Here is a 17,518-nt window from a genome sequence, read left to right on the forward strand (position 1 = left end):
ACGGTGTCGGATGGTGCGGGGATTCTAGGCGGCGGCCGGTCGTGCCGGCGTGCTTGCAAGTGCAACGTAGCGTTGCCAGCATCAGTGCCGGGGAGGGGACATGACGCATCGATTCCGGTTCGTGCTGCTACTGCTGTGGCTGGCCTGCGCCTGCGCGCTGGCGGGGGTGCCCGAGCGCCCGCGTTTCCGCGTGGCGGGCCCGGCGCAAGGCCTGCCATCCTCGGAAATCAAGGCGCTGGCGCGCGATGCCGACGGCTATCTTTGGATCGGCACGGTGGATGGACTGGCCCGCTTCGACGGCGTGGACATGCGGGTCTGGCGCTATGCGCCTGGAGTCGATGGCGGCTTGCCGGGCAATCACGTGCAGGCGCTGCTGGTGGACGCGGCGGACCGCGTCTGGGTGGCGGTGGAAGGCGAGGGCGTCAGCGTGCTCGACGCCAGCCGACAGCGGTTCACCCACTATCGCAAGGTCACCCATCCGTCGCTGGCCAGCGATGACGTGTGGGCGCTGGCGCGGCAGGGCGAGGCGGTCTGGCTGGGTACTTACGACGGCGGCCTGACCCGGATCGACGCCAACGGCGCGATGCGGCATTTCTCCGCGGATCGCGATGGCCTGCCCTCGGACACCATCCTGGCGCTGGCCACCGATGCCGACGGCGTGCTGTGGGTGGGCACGACCGCCGGTCTCGCCCGTCGTGGCGGTGACGGTGTGTTCGAGCGGGTGGGGTTGCCTGGTGCCGAAGGCGAGCCGATGGTGTACGCGCTGGCCATTCAGCCCGACGGGCTGTGGGTGGGCACTTCGGCCGGCATCTGGCGGCATGTGCGCGGTGGCTGGGTGCAACCGCCGTGGTCGCCGATGTTCCATCGTCCCAATGCGATGATGGCGCTGGCCACCGATCCGCGCGGCGACCGCTGGATAGGCAGCCAGCGCGGCCTGTGGCACCAGCGCGGCGATGCGCCACCAGTGCCGGTGCCGCTGGGCGGCCCGGACATCCCGCGCGCGGTCAGCGCACTGTCGACCGAGCGCGACGGTGCCCTGTGGGTGCCGCTGATGGGTCTGGGCCTGGGCTACCTGCGCTCGGACTGGCGCCAATTGGCGGAATTCCGGGGCGCCGTGGACGGCTTGCAGGGTGGGATCTACCGCGCGCTGGGCAAGGCTGGCGACGGCGGCGCCTGGCTGGGCGGGCTGGGCGGGATGGTCGAACACATGGACGCGGACGGCGTGGTCACCGCGCTGGATGAGGACGCGCTGACCCGCCTGCGCAACATCAAACTGGCGGCGATCGCCGAGGATGCGGCGCGGCGGCTGTGGGTATCGCATCGTGGTGGCCTGATCCGGATCGGCGCGGACGGTGCCATCGACGAATGGACGGCGGGCGACGCGGAGGCGCCCGCCCCATCCAGCCTGATCACCCGCCTCCTGCCCGGCGCCGACGGCAGCCTGTGGCTGGCGGCGCCCGGTGCCGGGGTGCAGCAGCGCGATACGGCTACCGGGGCGATCCTGCGGGACATACCTGCCGGCGCTGCCAGTGGGCTGGGTGATGCCGACATCGAAGACATGGCGCTGGCCCCCGGCGGCGAGCCTTGGCTCGCCACCAGCGCCGGCCTGCTGCGTTTCGATGCCGCCGGCAGGCGGTTCCAGCCGCAGCCGGGGTTGGGCAGTGAACGCGCGTTCGCGCTCGCCTTCGACGGGGCCGACACCCTGTGGGTGCAGCGCCTCGCCGGCCTGGAACGCTACCGGCGCGGCGCCGCCGGCTGGACGCAGGTGGAGCGCATCGGCGCGCGCTCCGGCATGCCGGCGGTGGCGGCGGCGGCGCTGCTGGTGGATGCCCGCGCGCGGGTCTGGGTCACCACCTCACGTGGCCTGTACCGCTGGGAACCCGCGCGCCGCAACCTGCGGCGCATCGGCACGCACGATGCCGGTGGCAGCGAGGAATACCTGGACCGCGCGGCGCTGCTGCGCGACGACGGCGTGCTGGTCGCGGCCACCGCGGATGGCGGGTTGCGGCTGGTCGACACCGGGGCCGCGGACCCCCTCCCGATGCGTCCGGTTCTGCGCATCGACGGATTCGCGGTACGCCGCGAGGGCGAATGGCAGGCCCTGCCGCCCGGCCCGGGCCTAGCGCTGCGCAGCGATGATCGCGAGTTCCGCATCCGGACGCGCCTGCTGGCCTATGACGACCCGGCCGCGAACCGCTACTGGTCGCGACTGGATGGTTTCGACCACGGGTGGGTGGCGCTGGACGGTAGCGGCGAGCGCGTCCTGACGGGGCTGGCACCCGGTCGCTACGTGCTGCGCATCCGCGGCCAGGACGCCACCGGCAACGCCGCCGCGGAGCAGCAGCTGGCCTTCACCGTGCCGCCGCCGTGGTGGCGCAGCGGCTGGGCGCTGGCGGCGTGGACGCTGCTGGCGCTGTCGCTGCTGGCCGGGGTGGCGCTGGCGTATCGCGAGCGCCTGAAGCGTCGCCATGCCTGGCAGCTGGCCGAGCACAAGCGCACGCTGGCCGAACAGGCGTCGCAGGCCAAGTCGCGCTTCCTTGCCACCCTTGGCCACGAAGTGCGCACGCCGATGACCGGCGTGCTGGGCATGGCCGAGCTGTTGCGGGGCACGCCGCTGGACACGCAGCAACGTGGCCACGTCGATGCCATTCGCCGCGCCGGCGAGCACCTGCTGCGGCTGGTCAACGACGCGCTGGACATGGCGCGCATCGAGGCCGGCAGGTTGGAGCTGGTGGACGCGGCGTTCGCGCTGAAGCCGCTGCTTGGCGAGGTGGCGGAGCTGATGGCGCCGCTGGCCGAGCGCAAGGGGCTGGTGTTCGCCGAGCACGTCGATGCCGACGCGCCGCGCGCGCTGCAGGGCGACCGTACCCGCGTGCAGCAGATCCTGCTCAACCTGATCGGCAATGCGGTCAAATTCACCGAGGCTGGGCACGTATCGCTGGAGGTGGCTGCGCTGCAGCCGCAGGGCGTGCGCTTCGTGGTCGCCGACAGCGGCCCGGGGCTCAATCCGGGGCAGCGCGAGCGGCTGTTCCGCCGCTTCGAGCAGGCCGACGGCGCGCGCACTGCGGCACGCTACGGCGGCAGCGGCCTAGGGCTGGCGATCTCGCAGGAACTGGCGGCAGCGATGGGTGGCCGCATCACGGTGGAAAGCGCGCCGGGGCAGGGCGCCCGCTTCATCGTGGAGCTGCCGTTGCCGGTGGTGGAGCCTCCGGCCGCACGCGCAGCATCGGCCCCGTCGGCATCGACCTCCGCAGGCCGCGCGCTGTTGCTGGTCGAGGACGACGCCATCGTGGCGCAAGCCATCGCCGGCCTGCTGCGGGCGCAGGGCCACGCGGTGACGCACGTCGGTCATGGCCTCGGCGCGCTGACCGAAGCGGCCACCGGTCGCTTCGATGTCGCGCTGCTGGACCTGGACCTGCCGGGGATGGATGGCCTGGCGCTGGCGCGCGCACTTCGCGCTAGCGGATTCTTGGCGCCGCTTCTGGCGGTCACCGCACGCTCCGATGCCGACGCGGAGGCGCAGGCGCGCCTGGCCGGGTTCGATGGCTTCCTGCGCAAGCCGGTGACCGGGGAGATGCTGGGGCAGGCGTTGGAGTCGCTGCTGGCGGCAGCGGTTTAGCGCGTTCGAGGTTCGCTTCGTTGTGACAGCGCACCCGGCGCGGCCGGGACAGCGCAAGTCGCTCCCCGGTACTCGCTTGGTTGCGCTGTCCCGGCCGCGCCGGGTGCTTGTCGCTACTTGCGGCTGCCTTTGTTCCGGAGGCGTCAGCGCGCGCTGTAGGCGTGCACTTCGTCCACCAGCGCGGCGACGTGGTCGGGATTCATGTCCGGCGACATGCCGTGACCGAGGTTGAAGACGTGGCCTTCCCGGCTGCCGCCGTTGCCGTCGCGGTAGCTGTCCAGCACCGCGCGTGCCTGCGCGCGCACCGCGTCGGGGCTGCCGTACAGCATCGCCGGGTCCATGTTGCCCTGCAGCGCCACCCGGCCGCCGTTGCGGCGCGCGGCGTCCTCCAGCGTCACTGTCCAGTCCACGCCGATGGCGTCCGCGCCACTGGTGAATAGCGCATCGAGGTGCGGGGCGTTGCCCTTGCCGAACAGGATCACCGGCACCCCGAGCGGCTTCAGTGCAGCGGCGATACGGGTGAGGTAGGGCAGCGAGAACTCGCGGTACATCGCCGGGCCCAGCGTGCCGCCCCAGGTGTCGAACACCTGCAGCGCCTGCGCGCCCGCCGCGTGCTGCGCGGTGAGATAGGCGATCACCGCGTCGGTGATGGTGCCCAGCAGCTTGTGCATGGCGGACGGCTCGTTCAGCGCCAGCGCCTTGACCTTGCCCCAGTCCTTGCTGCCGCCGCCTTCCACCATGTAGCAGGCCAGCGTCCACGGGCTGCCGGAGAAGCCGATCAGCGGCACGCTGCCGTCCAGCTCGTGGCGGATCAGGCTGACCGCGTCCATCACGTAGCGCAGGCTGCTGCCCATGTCAGGCACGACCAGCGCGTCGATATCGGCCACCCTGCGCAGCGGACGCTCGAACTTCGGGCCTTCGCCTTCGACGAAATACAGGCCCAGGCCCATCGCGTCGGGCACGGTGAGGATGTCGGAAAACAGGATCGCCGCGTCCAGCGGAAACCGGCGCAGCGGCTGCAGGGTGACTTCGCAGGCGATCTCGGGATTCTTGGCCATGCCCAGGAAGCTGCCGGCGGCCTTGCGGGTGGCGCGGTACTCCGGCAGGTAGCGGCCGGCCTGGCGCATCAGCCAGACGGGGGTGCAGTCCACCGGTTCGCGGCGCAGCGCGCGCAGGAAGCGATCGTTCTTCAGGGTCGTGGACAAGGGCGTTGCTCCATGGGGGTGTGCTTGCCGGTGCGCGATGCGGCGGCGGAAACGGTCATGCAGGCCGGCGCTGGCTGGCCACGGCGGCGGTCATCTCGGCGCGTCCGCGCCCTGCGCGAACACCAGCTGGAAACCTTTCCTCAGCTGCGCGTCGCGTTCCTTTTCCAGTGCCGCAAGGGCACTGGGCTGGTCGCTGTACAGGGTCTTGCGCAGGGTGCTGCGGCCACCGGTCTGGCCGGTCTCGCGCAGCAGCTCCCAGCCGCCCAGCAGGTCGGGCTGGAGCTGGAGCTGGACGAAGCGCGGGGCTTCGCGGCCATCGGGGCGTTGTTGCAGCAGCAGGCGCATGGGGCGGCATTGTAAGGTGCGGGACCGGCGCCCGCGCGTCCCGGCGCCCTGCCGGCCCCGCGGAGCGGATGCGGGCTACAACCTTCGGGAGAACGACATGCAGCGCGTGACGGGCATCGGCGGCATTTTCTTCAAGTCACCCGACCCCAAGCGCCTCGGTGCCTGGTACCGGGAGCATCTGGGCCTGGACGTCACCGACTGGGGCGGCGTGGTGTTCCAGTGGGGCGGTCCGGACAGTCCCCCGGGGATGACGCTGTGGAGCCCGTTTGCCGCGGACACCGACTACATGGCGCCCAGCATCGCGCCGTTCATGGTCAATTTCCGGGTAGCGGACCTCGACGCGCTGCTGGCCGCGCTGCGCGAGGAGGGCTGCGAGGTGCTCGACAAGCGCGAGGATTCCGAACACGGCCGGTTCGGCTGGGTGATCGACCCGGACGGCAACAAGATCGAGTTGTGGGAGCCGCCGCCGGGGCAGTGAGTCGCGGCCGTCAGCCGGCGTCGCGCAGCACCGCCAGCACCGCGGCCTCGTCCACGTCGGCAACGATCCGCGCGGCGCCGGGGCCGTCCCACAGGATGAAGCGCAGCCCGCTGGCCTGGACCTTCTTGTCCAGCCGCATCCGCGCCAGCAGCGCTTCCGGCGCCAGCCCGGCGGGCACGTCCACCGGCAGGCCGAAGCGCAGCAGCAGCGCGCGCAGCGCTTCCGCATCGGCCCAGGAGGCCAGCCCCAGCGCGGCCGACAGGCGGGTGGCCAGCAGCATGCCCACCGCCACCGCCTCGCCGTGGTTGAGGCCGTCGGCATAGCCTTGCTCGGCCTCGATCGCGTGGCCGAAGGTGTGGCCGAAGTTGAGCAGCGCGCGCGCGCCGTGTTCCAGCGGGTCGCGCGCGGTGATCGCCGCCTTGTGCGCGCAGCTGCGGGCGATCGCTTCGGCCAGTGCGGCGTCCTCGCCGGCCAGCAGGGCGGCGTGGTGCGCGTCCAGCCAAGCCAGGAAACCGGCGTCCATGATCGCGCCGTACTTGATGACTTCGGCCAGGCCGGCGCGCAGCTCGCGCGGCGGCAGCGTGCGCAGGCTGGCGGTATCGGCCAGCACCGCGCGCGGGACGTGGAAGGCGCCCACCAGGTTCTTGCCCTGCGGGATGTCCACGGCGGTCTTGCCGCCGACCGAGGAATCCACCATCGACAGCAGGGTAGTGGGCAGTTGCACGATGTCGATCCCGCGCATCCAGCAAGCGGCGGCGAAGCCGGCCAGGTCCCCGACCACCCCGCCGCCCAGCGCATACACGCAGGCGTCGCGGGTGGCGCCGAGCGCCGCCAGCGCATCGATGACGCCGGCGAAATTCGCCAGGGTCTTTTCCGCCTCGCCGGCGCGGATGACCTGACGGGCGATGTGCAGGTCCGGCCGCGCGTCGCGCAGCGCGGCTTCCACGCGGTCGGCGTACAGCGGCGCGACGTTGGCGTCGCTGACCAGCAGCGCATGCCGGCCGCGTAGCGGCTGCGCCAGCAGGTCGCCGTGATCCAGCAGGCCGGCGCCGATGTGGATGGGGTAGGGCGCGGCGGCAGCGACGGTCAGCGTCTGCAGGGGCGTATTCATGCCGGTGGTGGCTCCGAAGTCGTCGAGTCGCCCGGCCAGCGCCGCGGCTGCGGCTTCCGGCGCAAGGTTGGCCGCGTCGAACAGCAGGTGCGCCGCGGCACGGTACAGCGGCTCGCGCTGCGCCTGCAGCTGCGCCAGCCGCGGCGCGCGGTCCCCTGCCTGCAGCAGCGGGCGGGTGGCGTCGTCCTGCAGGCGCGCCAGCTGGGTGGCGGCATCGACCTGCAGGTAGACGACGATGCCGGCAGCGCGCATCGCCGCGCGGTTGGCCTGCGCCAGCACGGCGCCGCCGCCGGTGGCGATGACGGCGGCCGGCTCGGCCAGCACCGTTGCCAGCACGCGCGCCTCATGGACGCGGAAGCCGGTCTCGCCTTCCGCCTCGAACAGCGCGGCGATGCTGCAGCCGGCCTCGGCCTCGATGCGTGCGTCCACGTCCACGAACGGCCGCTGCAGCCGCGCGGCCAGCGCACGGCCCAGCGTGCTCTTGCCGGCACCCATCGGGCCGACCAGGACGAGGTGTTCGCGGTTTTGCATCGCAGCATGCTAACAGCGCCGACCGGCGCGCCCATGACTGCGCGGATTTAACGCATGCGCGGCGAAGCTGCGGCACCGGCAATCCGCCGGGACGCCACCGGAGAGCCGCCATGTCCGTCGCCAAGGTCATCGAACTCAACGCCTCGTCCACCACCAGCATGGAGGATGCGGTGAAGCATGGGCTGAAGAAGTGCGCCGAATCGGTCAAGAACATCAAGGGCGCCTGGGTCAACGAGATCAAGGTGGTCACCGACGAGGGGGGCAACGTGCAGGAATGGCGGGTCAACCTGCGGGTCAGCTTCGTCGTCGAGTAGGCGTGCGCGCGGCGCCCATGCGCGCGACAATGCGCGCATGCCTACCGTGCCCGACGACATCCTTGCCACCTTCCAGGCCCTCTTCGACGAGGCCGCCGCTGCCGGCGAACCCGACCGCACCGCGATGACGGTGGCCACGGTCGGCGAAGGCGGACGGCCGTCCGCGCGCGTCGTCCTGCTCAAGGCGTTCGATGCCGACGGCTTCGTCTTCTACAGCCACCTCGACGGCCGCAAGGGCCGCGAGCTGCAGGCCAATCCGCAGGCGGCGCTGCTGTTCCACTGGCCGCGCGTGCGCAACGGCGTGCAGGTGCGGATCGAGGGCGACGTGGAACTGGTGACCGAGGCCGAAGCCGACGCCTATTTCGCCACCCGGCCGCGGGTCAGCCAGCTGGGCGCCTGGGCGTCGCACCAGTCCGAAACGCTGGATGCGCGGGACACCTTCGAGGCTCGCCTGGCGCAGTACGAGGCCGAGTTCGAAGGCCGCGAAGTGCCGCGTCCGCCGCGCTGGACCGGGTTCCGGGTGGTGCCGCGCGCGCTGGAGTTCTGGTACGCCGCCACCTTCCGCCTGCACGAGCGCTGGCTGCACGAACGCGATGCGGACGGCGCGTGGTCGAAGCGGATGCTGTATCCGTGAGTCGCCCTGCGGTGGGCCCGCGGCGCATCGTCTGCCTCACCGAAGAGCCCACCGAAGTCCTGTACGCGCTGGGCGAGCAGGACCGCATCGTCGGCATCAGCGGCTTCACCGTGCGGCCAGCGCAGGCGCGCCGCGAGAAGCCCAAGGTCAGCGCCTTCACCAGCGCGAAGATCGGCGAGATCCTCAAGCTGCAGCCGGACTTCGTGGTCGGCTTCTCCGACATCCAGGCCGACATCGCCCGCGAGCTGGTCAAGGCCGGGGTGGAGGTGTGGATTTCCAATCATCGCAGCGTCGACGGGATCCTCGACTACATCCGCCGGCTGGGCGCGATGGTTGGTGCCGGCGAGCGCGCAGGCGCTTGGGCAGGGGAACTGCGGCGCGGGCTGGATGCGATCGAGGCGCAGGCCGCGACGCTGCCGCGCCGGCCGAAGGTGTATTTCGAGGAATGGGACGAGCCGCCGATCACCGGTATCCGCTGGGTGGCCGAGCTGGTGCGCATCGCCGGCGGCGACGACATCTTCCCCGAACGCGCCGTCGAGCCGCTGGCCAAGGCCCGCATCCTGGAGGATGCCGGCGAAGTGGTGCGGCGCGCGCCGGACATCATCCTGGGATCGTGGTGCGGCAAGAAGTTCCGCCCCGACCGGGTGGCAGCGCGCCCCGGCTGGAACGACATTCCGGCGGTGCGCGACGGCGAGCTGCATGAGGTCAAGTCGCCGATCATTCTGCAGCCGGGGCCGGCCGCATTGACCGACGGGGTGGCACGGATCGCCGCCATCGTGCAGGCGTGGGGCGCGCGCCAGGCGCGTTGAGCCGCCCGTGCCTCAGCGCGGATACAGCTCCGCAGTCGTGTTCATCTCCACGCGGGCGCCGCCGCGGCTTGCAGTGACGTGGAACTGCACGCTGGCCGGCGGTCGGGCCGGGAACACGCCGACGTAATCCACCAGGGTGCCGACCTCGATCCGCTGCAACTCCAGCGGCCTGGGCGGGTCGGGCAGCACGCTGGCGGTGGCGGTCAGCTGCAGGTCGCCGGGCGGCAGGGCGTTGCCGTCGGCATCGCGGAGGGTGACCAGCAGCAGCGCGCCGTCGTGACTTGGATCGAAACCGTAGCGGGCGGCCATTGCCTGGTCCAGGTTGGCGATGGCCACGGACGATGCCTGCAGGGTCGCACCGCCGACCGTCGCGGTGACGGCGGTGGTGTTGGCCAGGGTGGCAGGCGCGGGGGCCGGATCGCCGCGCCCGCAGGCGGTCAGCAGGGCGGCGGGGAGCAGCAGGGACAACAGGACGGTTGGCAGGCGCATGACGGATCTCAGTCGTTGGCGGCGGACAGCGCTGCGCCGCGGACGCGCGCAGCATGGATGGCGGCGGCGACCAGCGTGCGGAAGCCGCCGGCCTCGAAGGTGTCGATGGCAGCCTGGGTGGTCCCGCCGGGCGAGGTCACCCGGCGGCGCAGCTCGGCCGCGTCGACATCGGATTCGGTCAGCATGCGCGCCGCGCCCAGCACGGTCTGCAAGGCCAGTGCGCGGGCCGCTTCGGCGGGCAGCCCTTCCTCCACGCCGGCGGCAACCATCGCCTCGGCCAGCAGGAACACATAGGCCGGGCCGCTGCCGGATACCGCGGTCACCGCGTCCATCCGCGCTTCGTCCTTGATCCAGACGGTGGTGCCGGCGGCGGACAGCAGCGTTTCCGCGAAGTGCCGGCTGGTGGCGTCCACCGCCGCATTGGCGTACAGCCCGGTGGCGCCGGCGCCGAGCAGGGCCGGGGTGTTCGGCATCGTGCGCACTACCGGCAGCCCGGTATCGCCCAGCCAGTGCGCGATCTGCACGGTGGTGATGCCGGCGGCAATCGACACCAGCAGCGGCCGCGCCGCCTGCGCCTGCCCGGCCAGGGCTTCGCAGACTTCGCGCAGCACCTGCGGTTTGGTTGCCAGCACCCAGGTGTCGGCGCCTGCAACCGCGTCCGCGCCGGTCTCGAACACCGCCACGCCGAAGTCGGCCTGCAGCGCGTCGCGCAGGGCGGGTACCGGTTCGGCCACCCGGATGGAGCGGGGAGCGTGGCCCCGTGCCACCAGCCCGCCGATCAGGCTGCGCGCCATGTTGCCGCCACCGATGAAGGCGATATCGCCGTTGTTCATGCCTGGACTCCTGTTCCGTGGGCTAGCGCCCGTTGTCATCTGTGCGGCCGCATGGGGCCGCGGTGCGCGCGCGTCACCCCGTCTGCCTGGCTTCCCGCGCGCCGAACAGCGCGCTGCCGATGCGCACCATGGTGGCGCCTTCCTCGATCGCCTCGACATAGTCTTCGCTCATCCCCATCGACAGCATGTCGAGCCCGGGATGGCGCGCGGCGGTGGCGTCGAACAGCGCCGACATCGCGCGGAAGGCGGCGCGCCGGCGCGCCATGTCGGGTTCGGGCGCGGGGATCGCCATCAAGCCGCGCAGGCGCAGTGCCGGCTGCGCGGCGATGGCGGCGGCCAGCGACTCCACTTCCTCCGGGCGGCATCCGTGCTTGCCGGCCTCGTCGTCGATGTTGACCTGGATGAGCACGTTGAGCGGCGGCAACCCCGCGGGGCGGTGCCTGGCCAGCGCCTCCACCAGCTTGGCGCGGTCCACCGTCTGCACCCAGTCGAAGGCGCGCGCGGCGGCATCGGCCTTGTTGGACTGCAGGTGGCCGATCAGGTGCCACTCCAAGTCCAGGCCGCGCAGCGCCTCGATCTTGGGCAGCGCTTCCTGCACGTAGTTCTCGCCGAAGGCGCGCTGCCCGGCCGCCGCCATCGCGGCGACGGCATCGGCGTCGCGGGTCTTGGATACCGCCAGCAGCCGCGGCGCTGGCCTGTCGGGCAGCCGGGTCGCGTTCTCGATCATGGACAGGGCCGCCCGCAGCGCGGAGGCGGCGGGGACGGTGGCGGGCAGGGTCGGCTGCGGCACGGTGGTTGTACGCTGGCGTCGGTGGCGCTCATACTGCCTGCGGGGTGCGGCCGGTGCCAACCACCGGGTCGTCGCAGCGGGTTTTCATTCAAACGATTAGGCGCAAGGGGAACGCATGGATATCGCCGAACTGTTGGCATTCTCGGTCAAGAACAAGGCCTCGGACCTGCACCTGTCCGCGGGTCTGCCGCCGATGATCCGCGTCGACGGTGACGTCCGCCGGATCAACATCCCGGCACTGGACCACAAACAGGTGCACGCGCTGGTCTACGACATCATGTCGGACAAGCAGCGTCGCGACTTCGAGGAATTCCTCGAAGTCGACTTCAGCTTCGAGATCCCCGGCCTGGCCCGCTTCCGCGTCAACGCGTTCAACCAGAACCGCGGCGCCGGCGCGGTCTTCCGCACCATTCCCTCGGAGGTGCTGACGCTCGAAGACCTGGGCTGCCCGCGCATCTTCAAGGAACTGATCGAGCAGCCGCAGGGCCTGATCCTGGTGACCGGGCCGACCGGCTCGGGCAAGTCGACCACGCTGGCGGCGATGATCGACCACATCAACAAGAGCGAGTACAGCCACATCCTCTCGGTCGAAGACCCGATCGAGTTCGTGCACACCTCGCAGAAGTGCCTGATCAACCAGCGTGAAGTGCACCGCGACACCCACGGCTTCAACGAGGCGCTGCGCAGCGCGCTGCGCGAGGATCCGGACATCATCCTGGTCGGCGAGTTGCGCGACCTCGAGACCATCCGCCTGGCGCTGACTGCGGCGGAAACCGGCCACCTGGTGTTCGCCACCCTGCACACCAGCTCCGCGGCCAAGACCATCGACCGCATCATCGACGTGTTCCCCGCCGGCGAGAAGCCGATGGTCCGCTCGATGCTCTCCGAATCGCTGCGCGCGGTGATCGCGCAGGCGCTGCTGAAGAAGGTCGGCGGCGGCCGCACCGCAGCGTGGGAGATCATGGTCGGCACCCCGGCCATCCGCAACCTGATCCGCGAGGACAAGGTGGCGCAGATGTATTCCTCCATCCAGACCGGCCAGGGCCAGGGCATGCAGACGCTCGACCAGCACCTGCAGGAACTGGTCAAGCGCGGCATGGTCAGCCGCCAGCAGGCCCGCGAGTACGCCAAGGACAAACGTCTGTTCGAATAACCGCCGGTTCGCCGGGCCGGCGCGCCAACGACATCGGAGCATCCAGGATGAGCAGCATCGATTTCACCTCGTTCCTCAAGCTGATGGCGCACCAGAAGGCGTCGGACCTGTTCATCACCGCCGGCATGCCGCCGTCAATGAAGGTCCACGGCAAGATCAGCCCGATCACCCAGAACCCGCTCACGCCGCAGCAGTCGCGCGACCTGGTGCTGAACGTGATGTCGCCCTCGCAGCGCGAGGAGTTCGAGAAGACCCACGAGTGCAACTTCGCCATCGGCGTGGCCGGCGTGGGCCGTTTCCGTGTGAGCTGCTTCTATCAGCGCAACCAGGTCGGCATGGTGCTGCGCCGCATCGAGACGCGCATCCCGACGGTGGAGGAGCTCAGCCTGCCGCCGATCGTCAAGACGCTGGCGATGACGAAGCGCGGGATCATCATCTTCGTCGGCGCCACCGGCACGGGTAAATCGACCTCGCTGGCGGCGATGATCGGCTACCGCAACGCGAACTCCACCGGCCACATCATCACCATCGAGGACCCGATCGAGTTCGTGCACAAGCACGACGGCTGCATCATCACCCAGCGCGAGGTCGGCATCGACACCGACAGCTGGGACAACGCGCTGAAGAACACCCTGCGCCAGGCGCCGGACGTGATCATGATCGGCGAGGTGCGTACCCGCGAAGGTATGGATCACGCCATCGCCTTCGCCGAAACCGGCCACCTTGTGCTGTGCACGCTGCACGCCAACAACGCCAACCAGGCGATGGACCGCATCATCAACTTCTTCCCCGAGGACCGCCGCAGCCAGCTGCTGATGGACCTGTCGCTGAACCTGAAGGGCGTGGTCGCGCAGCAGCTGATCCCGACCCCGGATGGCAAGGCCCGGCGGGTGGCGATGGAAGTCCTGCTGGGTACCCCGCTGGTGCAGGACTACATCCGCGACGGCGAGATCCACAAGCTCAAGGAAGTGATGAAGGAATCGGTCCAGCTGGGCATGAAGACCTTCGACCAGAGCCTGTTCGAGCTCTACCAGGCCGGCGAGATCAGCTACGAGGATGCGCTGCGCTACGCCGACTCGGCCAACGAGGTGCGCCTGCGCATCAAGCTGGCGCAGGGCGGCGATGCCCGCACCCTCTCGCAGGGGCTGGATGGCGTGGAGATCGCCGAGGCGCGCTGACCGTCCCGGCCGGCGGCACGCCCGCCACGCTAGAATGCGCGGCATGGATGAGCACGGCGAACGCTTCGGCAACCACCTGCTGATCGCGCTGCCGTCGCTGCGCGATCCGTACTTCGACCGCAGCGTCACCCTGATCTGCCAGCACGACGGCGACGGGGCGATGGGGGTGATGGTGAACCGTCCCTCCGAGTACACCCTGGGCGAGGTGTTCCGGCAGATGGGCATCGCCAGCGAGGATGCGGCACTGCAGGCCCAGGTGGTGCTGTCCGGCGGCCCGGTGCATCCGGAGCGCGGCTTCGTCCTGCACGATGGCGATCACGCCTTCGATTCCAGCCTGGAAGTCGCCGATGGCCTGTACCTGACCACCTCGCGCGACGTGCTGGAAGCGATGGCGCGCGGCGACGGCCCGCCGCAGGCGCTGGTGGCGCTGGGTTGCGCCGGCTGGGGCGAAGGCCAGCTGGAGCAGGAACTGGTCGACGACAGCTGGCTGCTGGTGCCCAACCGGACCGATGTGCTGTTCCAGCTGCCGATCGCGCAGCGCTGGCAGGCCGCGGCAGGGAGCATCGGCATCGATCTGCTCAACCACGCCAGCCACAGCGGACACGCATGAGCGAAGCCGCCGCCGCGCCGCAGATCCGTTCCGACGGCACCGTGCTGGGCTTCGACGTGGGCATGCGCCGGATCGGGGTGGCGGTGGGCAACGCCATGACCGGCGGCGCGCGCGCGGTGGCGGTGGTGGACGTGCGCGATGCCGGCCCCGAGTGGGCGCAGGTGGAGCGGCTGCTGCGCGAGTGGCGGCCCGATGGCCTGGTGGTCGGCGATCCGATGACCCTGGACGGCGGCGACCAGCCGATCCGCAGCGCCGCCCGCGCGTTCGCGCGCGAACTCCGCCAGCGCACGCATTTGCCAGTGGTGATGATCGACGAACGCAACAGCTCGCAGGAGGCGGCGCGCCGCTTCGCCGCCGCGCGCGCCGAGGGCCGCCGCAAGCGCCGCGATGCCGAGGTGCTGGACGCCGTGGCGGCGGCGGTCATCGTCGAACGCTGGCTGTCCTCGCCGCGCGATGCGCAGCTGGTGGACTGATCCTTCCCTTGTCACCCACTTCCGGATCCGCATGAACCCGCATAACGACGCCGACGGCCGCCTCCGCTACCTGCTGGACCTGGAGCGCCTGCCGCCTGCGCAGCTGGATGCGCTGCTGCGCCGCGCCCAGGCCTTCGTCGACGGTGCGCAGGCGCCTGCCGCGCTGGCCGGCGTGGCCGTGTGCACGCTGTTCTTCGAACCTTCCACGCGCACCCGCCTGAGCTTCCAGCTGGCGGCGCAGCGGCTGGGCGCGCACATCCTCAACTTCGATGCCTCCACCTCGTCGGCCACCAAGGGCGAGACCGACCTCGATACCTTCCGCACCATCCAGGCGATGGGCGTGCGCGGCTTCGTGGTACGGCACAAGGCCGATGGCGCGGTAGCCACGCTGGCGGTGGCGGCCAATCCCGGCGTGGCGTTGCTCAATGCCGGCGATGGCCGCAGCCACCACCCCACGCAGGGCCTGCTGGACATGCTGACCCTGCGCCAGGCGAAGGGCGAGGACTTCTCGAAGCTGAAGGTGGTGATCGTCGGCGACGTCAAGCACTCGCGGGTCGCGCGCAGCGACCTGCATGCGCTGCGGGCGCTGGGATGCGGCGAGATCCGCGTGTGCGGACCGAAGTCGCTGCTGCCGGACGACGACACCCTGCACGGCTGCATCGTCAGCCACGACCTGGACGCCGCGTTGGACGGCGTGGACGCGGCGATGATGCTGCGCCTGCAGCGCGAGCGCATGGCCGAGGGCCTGGTCGATTCGCTGGACGACTACCACCGCGATTACGGCCTGACCGGGGCCCGCCTGCGCCGCGCCGCGCCGGATGCCATCGTCATGCATCCCGGCCCGATGAACCGCGGCGTGGAGATCAGCGACGCGGTGGCCGACGGCCCGCACTCGCGCGTGCTGGTGCAGGTCGGTAACGGCGTGGCGGTACGGATGGCGGCGCTGGAGGCGCTGCTGGCCGGCTGAATCAGCCTTCCGCCGCGTCCGCCGCCTGCAACTTGCGCTCCAGTTCGGCGCGGTGCGCGCGCACGAAGTCCAGGTGCTGTGGCGCCAGTTCGGCCGGCAGGTCCTTGAGCAGGCCGGCTTCCTGCGCGCCCAGCGCCATCAGCGTGGCCACCAGCGCCTCGCTGGTCTGCGCGTATTCGCGCGTGGTCATGCCGCCGCGGGCGATCGCCTCGCGCAGTGCGGGCGTGCTTTCGAGGCGCGCGATGTAGGCGGCGGTGTCCTCGGTCGACGCGTTCATCGCGCTGTCCAGCGTGCTGTCCGCCCGCTCTGCCGCCGCCAGCTGGCGGGTGGCCGCCAGGAACCGGTCCACTCGGGCCATATCGAGCTCGAACCCGTCGGTGCGGGCCGCGGCGGTCGCGGCTGGCGCCGTTGCTGAGGCAGGCGCGGCAGCGGTAGCGGCAGGCGCGTCCTGTCCGGCGCAGGCGGACAAGGCGATGGCAAGGGCGAGCGACAGGGAAAGGCGTGAGGGCATGAAAGCGGCATCTGTGGTGGAAGAGGGGCCGCGATCATGCGGGCACGCTGCCTCCACCTCAATGCCACGGATTTGGCCGCGGATCCGGCCAGTGCCTCAGCGCAGCAGCACCACGGTCGCCAGGCCGAGGAAGGTGAAAAAGCCCATCACGTCGGTGACGGTGGTGAGGAAGATGCTGCTGGCCAGCGCGGGGTCGTAGCCGGCGCGCTTCAGCGTCACCGGCACCAGCACGCCGGCCACTGCGGCGAACACCAGATTGCAGGTCAGCGCGACGAAGATCACCAGCGACAGCCCCACGCTGTGGAACCACGCCAGCACGATCAGCCCCAGCACCGCGCCCAGCACCAGCCCGTTGAGCAGCGCCACGCGGGCTTCCTTCCACAGCAGCGGCTTGATGTTGGACGCGCCCACCTGGCCCAGCGCCAGGCCGCGCACCATCAGCGCCAGCACCTGGGTGCCGGCGTTGCCGCCCATGCCTGCGACGATCGGCATCAGCACCGCCAGCGCCACCAGCTTGTCGATGGTTGCCTCGAACTGGCCGACCACGCTGGCGGCCAGGAAGGCGGTGCACAGGTTGATCGACAGCCATACCAGCCGCCGCCGCATCGCGCGCCAGACCGGGCTGAACAGGTCCTCGTCCTCGTCCAGGCCGGCCGCAGACAGCACCTGGTGCTCGGCCTGCTCGCGGATGATGTCGACCACGTCGTCGATGGTGATGCGGCCCAGCAGGATGTTGTTGTCATCCACCACCGGCGCGGAGATCCAGTCGTGGTCGGAGAACTGCCGCGCCACTTCGCTTGAGGTCTCGTTGACGTCGATGGCCGGCTGCTCGTCGTCCAGCAGCTGGTTGATCGGTGTGCCGGCCTCGTGGGTCAGCAGCGCCTGCAGGGCGATCCGGCCGAGGTACTGGTGGCGCTTGCTGACCACGTACAGGTGGTCGGTGTGGTCGGGCAGCTCGCCGCGCAGGCGCAGGTAGCGCAGCACCACGTCGATGGTGGTGTCGGCGCGCACCGTCACCACGTCGGGGTTCATCAGGCGGCCGGCGCTGTCCTCGTCGTAGGACAGCACCTGCTCCAGGCGCTCGCGGTTCTCGCGGTCCATCGACTTCAGGACTTCGTCGATCACCGTATCCGGCAGGTCTTCGACCAGGTCGGCCAGGTCGTCGATGTCGAGGCCTTCGGCGGCGGCGACCAGCTCGTCCTGGTCCATGTCGGCGATCAGGCCTTCGCGCACCTCGTCGCCGACGTGCACCAGTACCTCGCCGTCGTCCTCGGGATCCACCAGCCCCCACACCACGGTGCGCTTGCCCGGTGGCAGCGATTCCAGCAGGTTGCCGATCTCGGCCGGCGACAGGGTGTTGACCAGCCGCCGCACCGGGCCCAGCCGGCCGCTGTCCAGCGCGTCGCTGAGCAGGCGCAGCTGGCGCGCGGTCTTGTCGTGGCGGATGGGTTCGGCCATGCGCGGCGTC

Annotated in this window: 18 protein-coding genes and 1 pseudogene; 10 read left to right on the forward strand and 9 right to left on the reverse strand. The window is 70.9% G+C overall.

Translation table 11 applies throughout. The features are described 5' to 3' along the window. The first annotated feature begins 100 nt into the window (after positions 1 to 100). Complete coding sequence (locus tag ICG51_RS10260) at positions 101 to 3,619, forward strand: ATP-binding protein (RefSeq protein ID WP_190280274.1); 3,519 nt, start codon at positions 101 to 103, stop codon at positions 3,617 to 3,619. Between the two features lie 143 nt (positions 3,620 to 3,762). On the opposite strand, the gene hemE is transcribed toward ICG51_RS10260, so the two are convergent. Together hemE and ICG51_RS10270 are read right to left on the reverse strand one after the other, a co-directional pair. Continuing rightward, on the reverse strand, positions 3,763 to 4,824 hold the full coding sequence (hemE, locus tag ICG51_RS10265; RefSeq protein WP_190280275.1) for a uroporphyrinogen decarboxylase: 1,062 nt from the start codon (positions 4,822 to 4,824) through the stop codon (positions 3,763 to 3,765). A gap of 90 nt (positions 4,825 to 4,914) precedes the next feature. After that, a complete protein-coding gene (locus ICG51_RS10270; RefSeq protein WP_190280276.1) occupies positions 4,915 to 5,169 on the reverse strand; it encodes a WGR domain-containing protein in 255 nt (84 codons plus the stop codon). A gap of 97 nt (positions 5,170 to 5,266) precedes the next feature. Between ICG51_RS10270 and ICG51_RS10275 the strand changes: the two genes are divergently transcribed. Continuing rightward, on the forward strand, positions 5,267 to 5,647 hold the full coding sequence (locus tag ICG51_RS10275; protein WP_190280277.1) for a VOC family protein: 381 nt from the start codon (positions 5,267 to 5,269) through the stop codon (positions 5,645 to 5,647). A gap of 10 nt (positions 5,648 to 5,657) precedes the next feature. Here the strand turns inward: ICG51_RS10275 and aroB are convergent, their stop codons facing one another. Further along, entirely contained in the window at positions 5,658 to 6,758 is a 1,101-nt protein-coding gene (gene aroB, locus ICG51_RS10280) for a 3-dehydroquinate synthase (protein ID WP_223809586.1), read from the reverse strand. 51 nt (positions 6,759 to 6,809) lie between these two features. After that, a pseudogene (locus tag ICG51_RS14375) lies at positions 6,810 to 7,289 on the reverse strand (shikimate kinase); the annotation flags it as partial. 110 nt (positions 7,290 to 7,399) lie between these two features. Here ICG51_RS14375 and ICG51_RS10285 point away from each other — a divergent pair. The 3 genes from ICG51_RS10285 to ICG51_RS10295 are packed head-to-tail and all read left to right on the forward strand — an operon-like array spanning position 7,400 to position 9,046. Next, positions 7,400 to 7,603, forward strand: coding sequence for a dodecin family protein (locus tag ICG51_RS10285; RefSeq protein ID WP_190280279.1), 204 nt, complete (start codon positions 7,400 to 7,402; stop codon positions 7,601 to 7,603). Positions 7,604 to 7,640: 37 nt separating this feature from the next. Continuing rightward, positions 7,641 to 8,237, forward strand: coding sequence for a pyridoxamine 5'-phosphate oxidase (pdxH, locus tag ICG51_RS10290; protein WP_190280280.1), 597 nt, complete (start codon positions 7,641 to 7,643; stop codon positions 8,235 to 8,237). 11 nt (positions 8,238 to 8,248) lie between these two features. Then, positions 8,249 to 9,046: a cobalamin-binding protein gene (locus ICG51_RS10295; protein ID WP_190282445.1), complete on the forward strand. Its 798-nt coding sequence runs from the start codon at positions 8,249 to 8,251 to the stop codon at positions 9,044 to 9,046. Between the two features lie 12 nt (positions 9,047 to 9,058). On the opposite strand, the gene ICG51_RS10300 is transcribed toward ICG51_RS10295, so the two are convergent. The 3 genes from ICG51_RS10300 to ICG51_RS10310 all read right to left on the reverse strand — a co-directional run bounded on the left by ICG51_RS10300 (position 9,059) and on the right by ICG51_RS10310 (position 11,095). Further along, complete coding sequence (locus ICG51_RS10300) at positions 9,059 to 9,535, reverse strand: DUF4426 domain-containing protein (protein WP_190280281.1); 477 nt, start codon at positions 9,533 to 9,535, stop codon at positions 9,059 to 9,061. Positions 9,536 to 9,543: 8 nt separating this feature from the next. Beyond that, the gene (gene proC, locus ICG51_RS10305) at positions 9,544 to 10,368 is read right to left on the reverse strand and encodes a pyrroline-5-carboxylate reductase (protein WP_190280282.1); all 825 of its coding nucleotides are present in this window, start codon (positions 10,366 to 10,368) and stop codon (positions 9,544 to 9,546) included. A gap of 73 nt (positions 10,369 to 10,441) precedes the next feature. After that, a complete protein-coding gene (locus ICG51_RS10310; protein ID WP_190282446.1) occupies positions 10,442 to 11,095 on the reverse strand; it encodes a YggS family pyridoxal phosphate-dependent enzyme in 654 nt (217 codons plus the stop codon). A gap of 178 nt (positions 11,096 to 11,273) precedes the next feature. Here ICG51_RS10310 and ICG51_RS10315 point away from each other — a divergent pair, with 178 nt between their 5' ends. Genes ICG51_RS10315 through ICG51_RS10335 form a run of 5 tightly spaced genes read left to right on the forward strand, consistent with a single transcriptional unit; the run spans position 11,274 to position 15,539 of the window. Continuing rightward, on the forward strand, positions 11,274 to 12,311 hold the full coding sequence (locus ICG51_RS10315) for a type IV pilus twitching motility protein PilT (RefSeq protein WP_190280283.1): 1,038 nt from the start codon (positions 11,274 to 11,276) through the stop codon (positions 12,309 to 12,311). A gap of 47 nt (positions 12,312 to 12,358) precedes the next feature. Beyond that, positions 12,359 to 13,489, forward strand: a complete 1,131-nt coding sequence (locus ICG51_RS10320; RefSeq protein WP_190280284.1) for a PilT/PilU family type 4a pilus ATPase — start codon at positions 12,359 to 12,361, stop codon at positions 13,487 to 13,489. 43 nt (positions 13,490 to 13,532) lie between these two features. Then, complete coding sequence (locus ICG51_RS10325) at positions 13,533 to 14,099, forward strand: YqgE/AlgH family protein (protein WP_190280285.1); 567 nt, start codon at positions 13,533 to 13,535, stop codon at positions 14,097 to 14,099. Next, on the forward strand, positions 14,096 to 14,572 hold the full coding sequence (gene ruvX, locus ICG51_RS10330) for a Holliday junction resolvase RuvX (protein ID WP_190280286.1): 477 nt from the start codon (positions 14,096 to 14,098) through the stop codon (positions 14,570 to 14,572). The genes ICG51_RS10325 and ruvX overlap by 4 nt, the downstream gene beginning before the upstream one ends. A gap of 31 nt (positions 14,573 to 14,603) precedes the next feature. After that, the gene (locus ICG51_RS10335; protein WP_190280287.1) at positions 14,604 to 15,539 is read left to right on the forward strand and encodes an aspartate carbamoyltransferase catalytic subunit; all 936 of its coding nucleotides are present in this window, start codon (positions 14,604 to 14,606) and stop codon (positions 15,537 to 15,539) included. 1 nt (position 15,540) lies between these two features. On the opposite strand, the gene ICG51_RS10340 is transcribed toward ICG51_RS10335, so the two are convergent. Both ICG51_RS10340 and mgtE read right to left on the reverse strand, forming a co-directional pair. Continuing rightward, complete coding sequence (locus ICG51_RS10340; protein ID WP_190280288.1) at positions 15,541 to 15,897, reverse strand: hypothetical protein; 357 nt, start codon at positions 15,895 to 15,897, stop codon at positions 15,541 to 15,543. A gap of 249 nt (positions 15,898 to 16,146) precedes the next feature. Continuing rightward, the gene (mgtE, locus tag ICG51_RS10345) at positions 16,147 to 17,508 is read right to left on the reverse strand and encodes a magnesium transporter (protein WP_190280289.1); all 1,362 of its coding nucleotides are present in this window, start codon (positions 17,506 to 17,508) and stop codon (positions 16,147 to 16,149) included. Positions 17,509 to 17,518: the final 10 nt, after the last annotated feature.

This window comes from Thermomonas sp. XSG, from assembly GCF_014678725.1.
Lineage (GTDB): Bacteria > Pseudomonadota > Gammaproteobacteria > Xanthomonadales > Xanthomonadaceae > Thermomonas.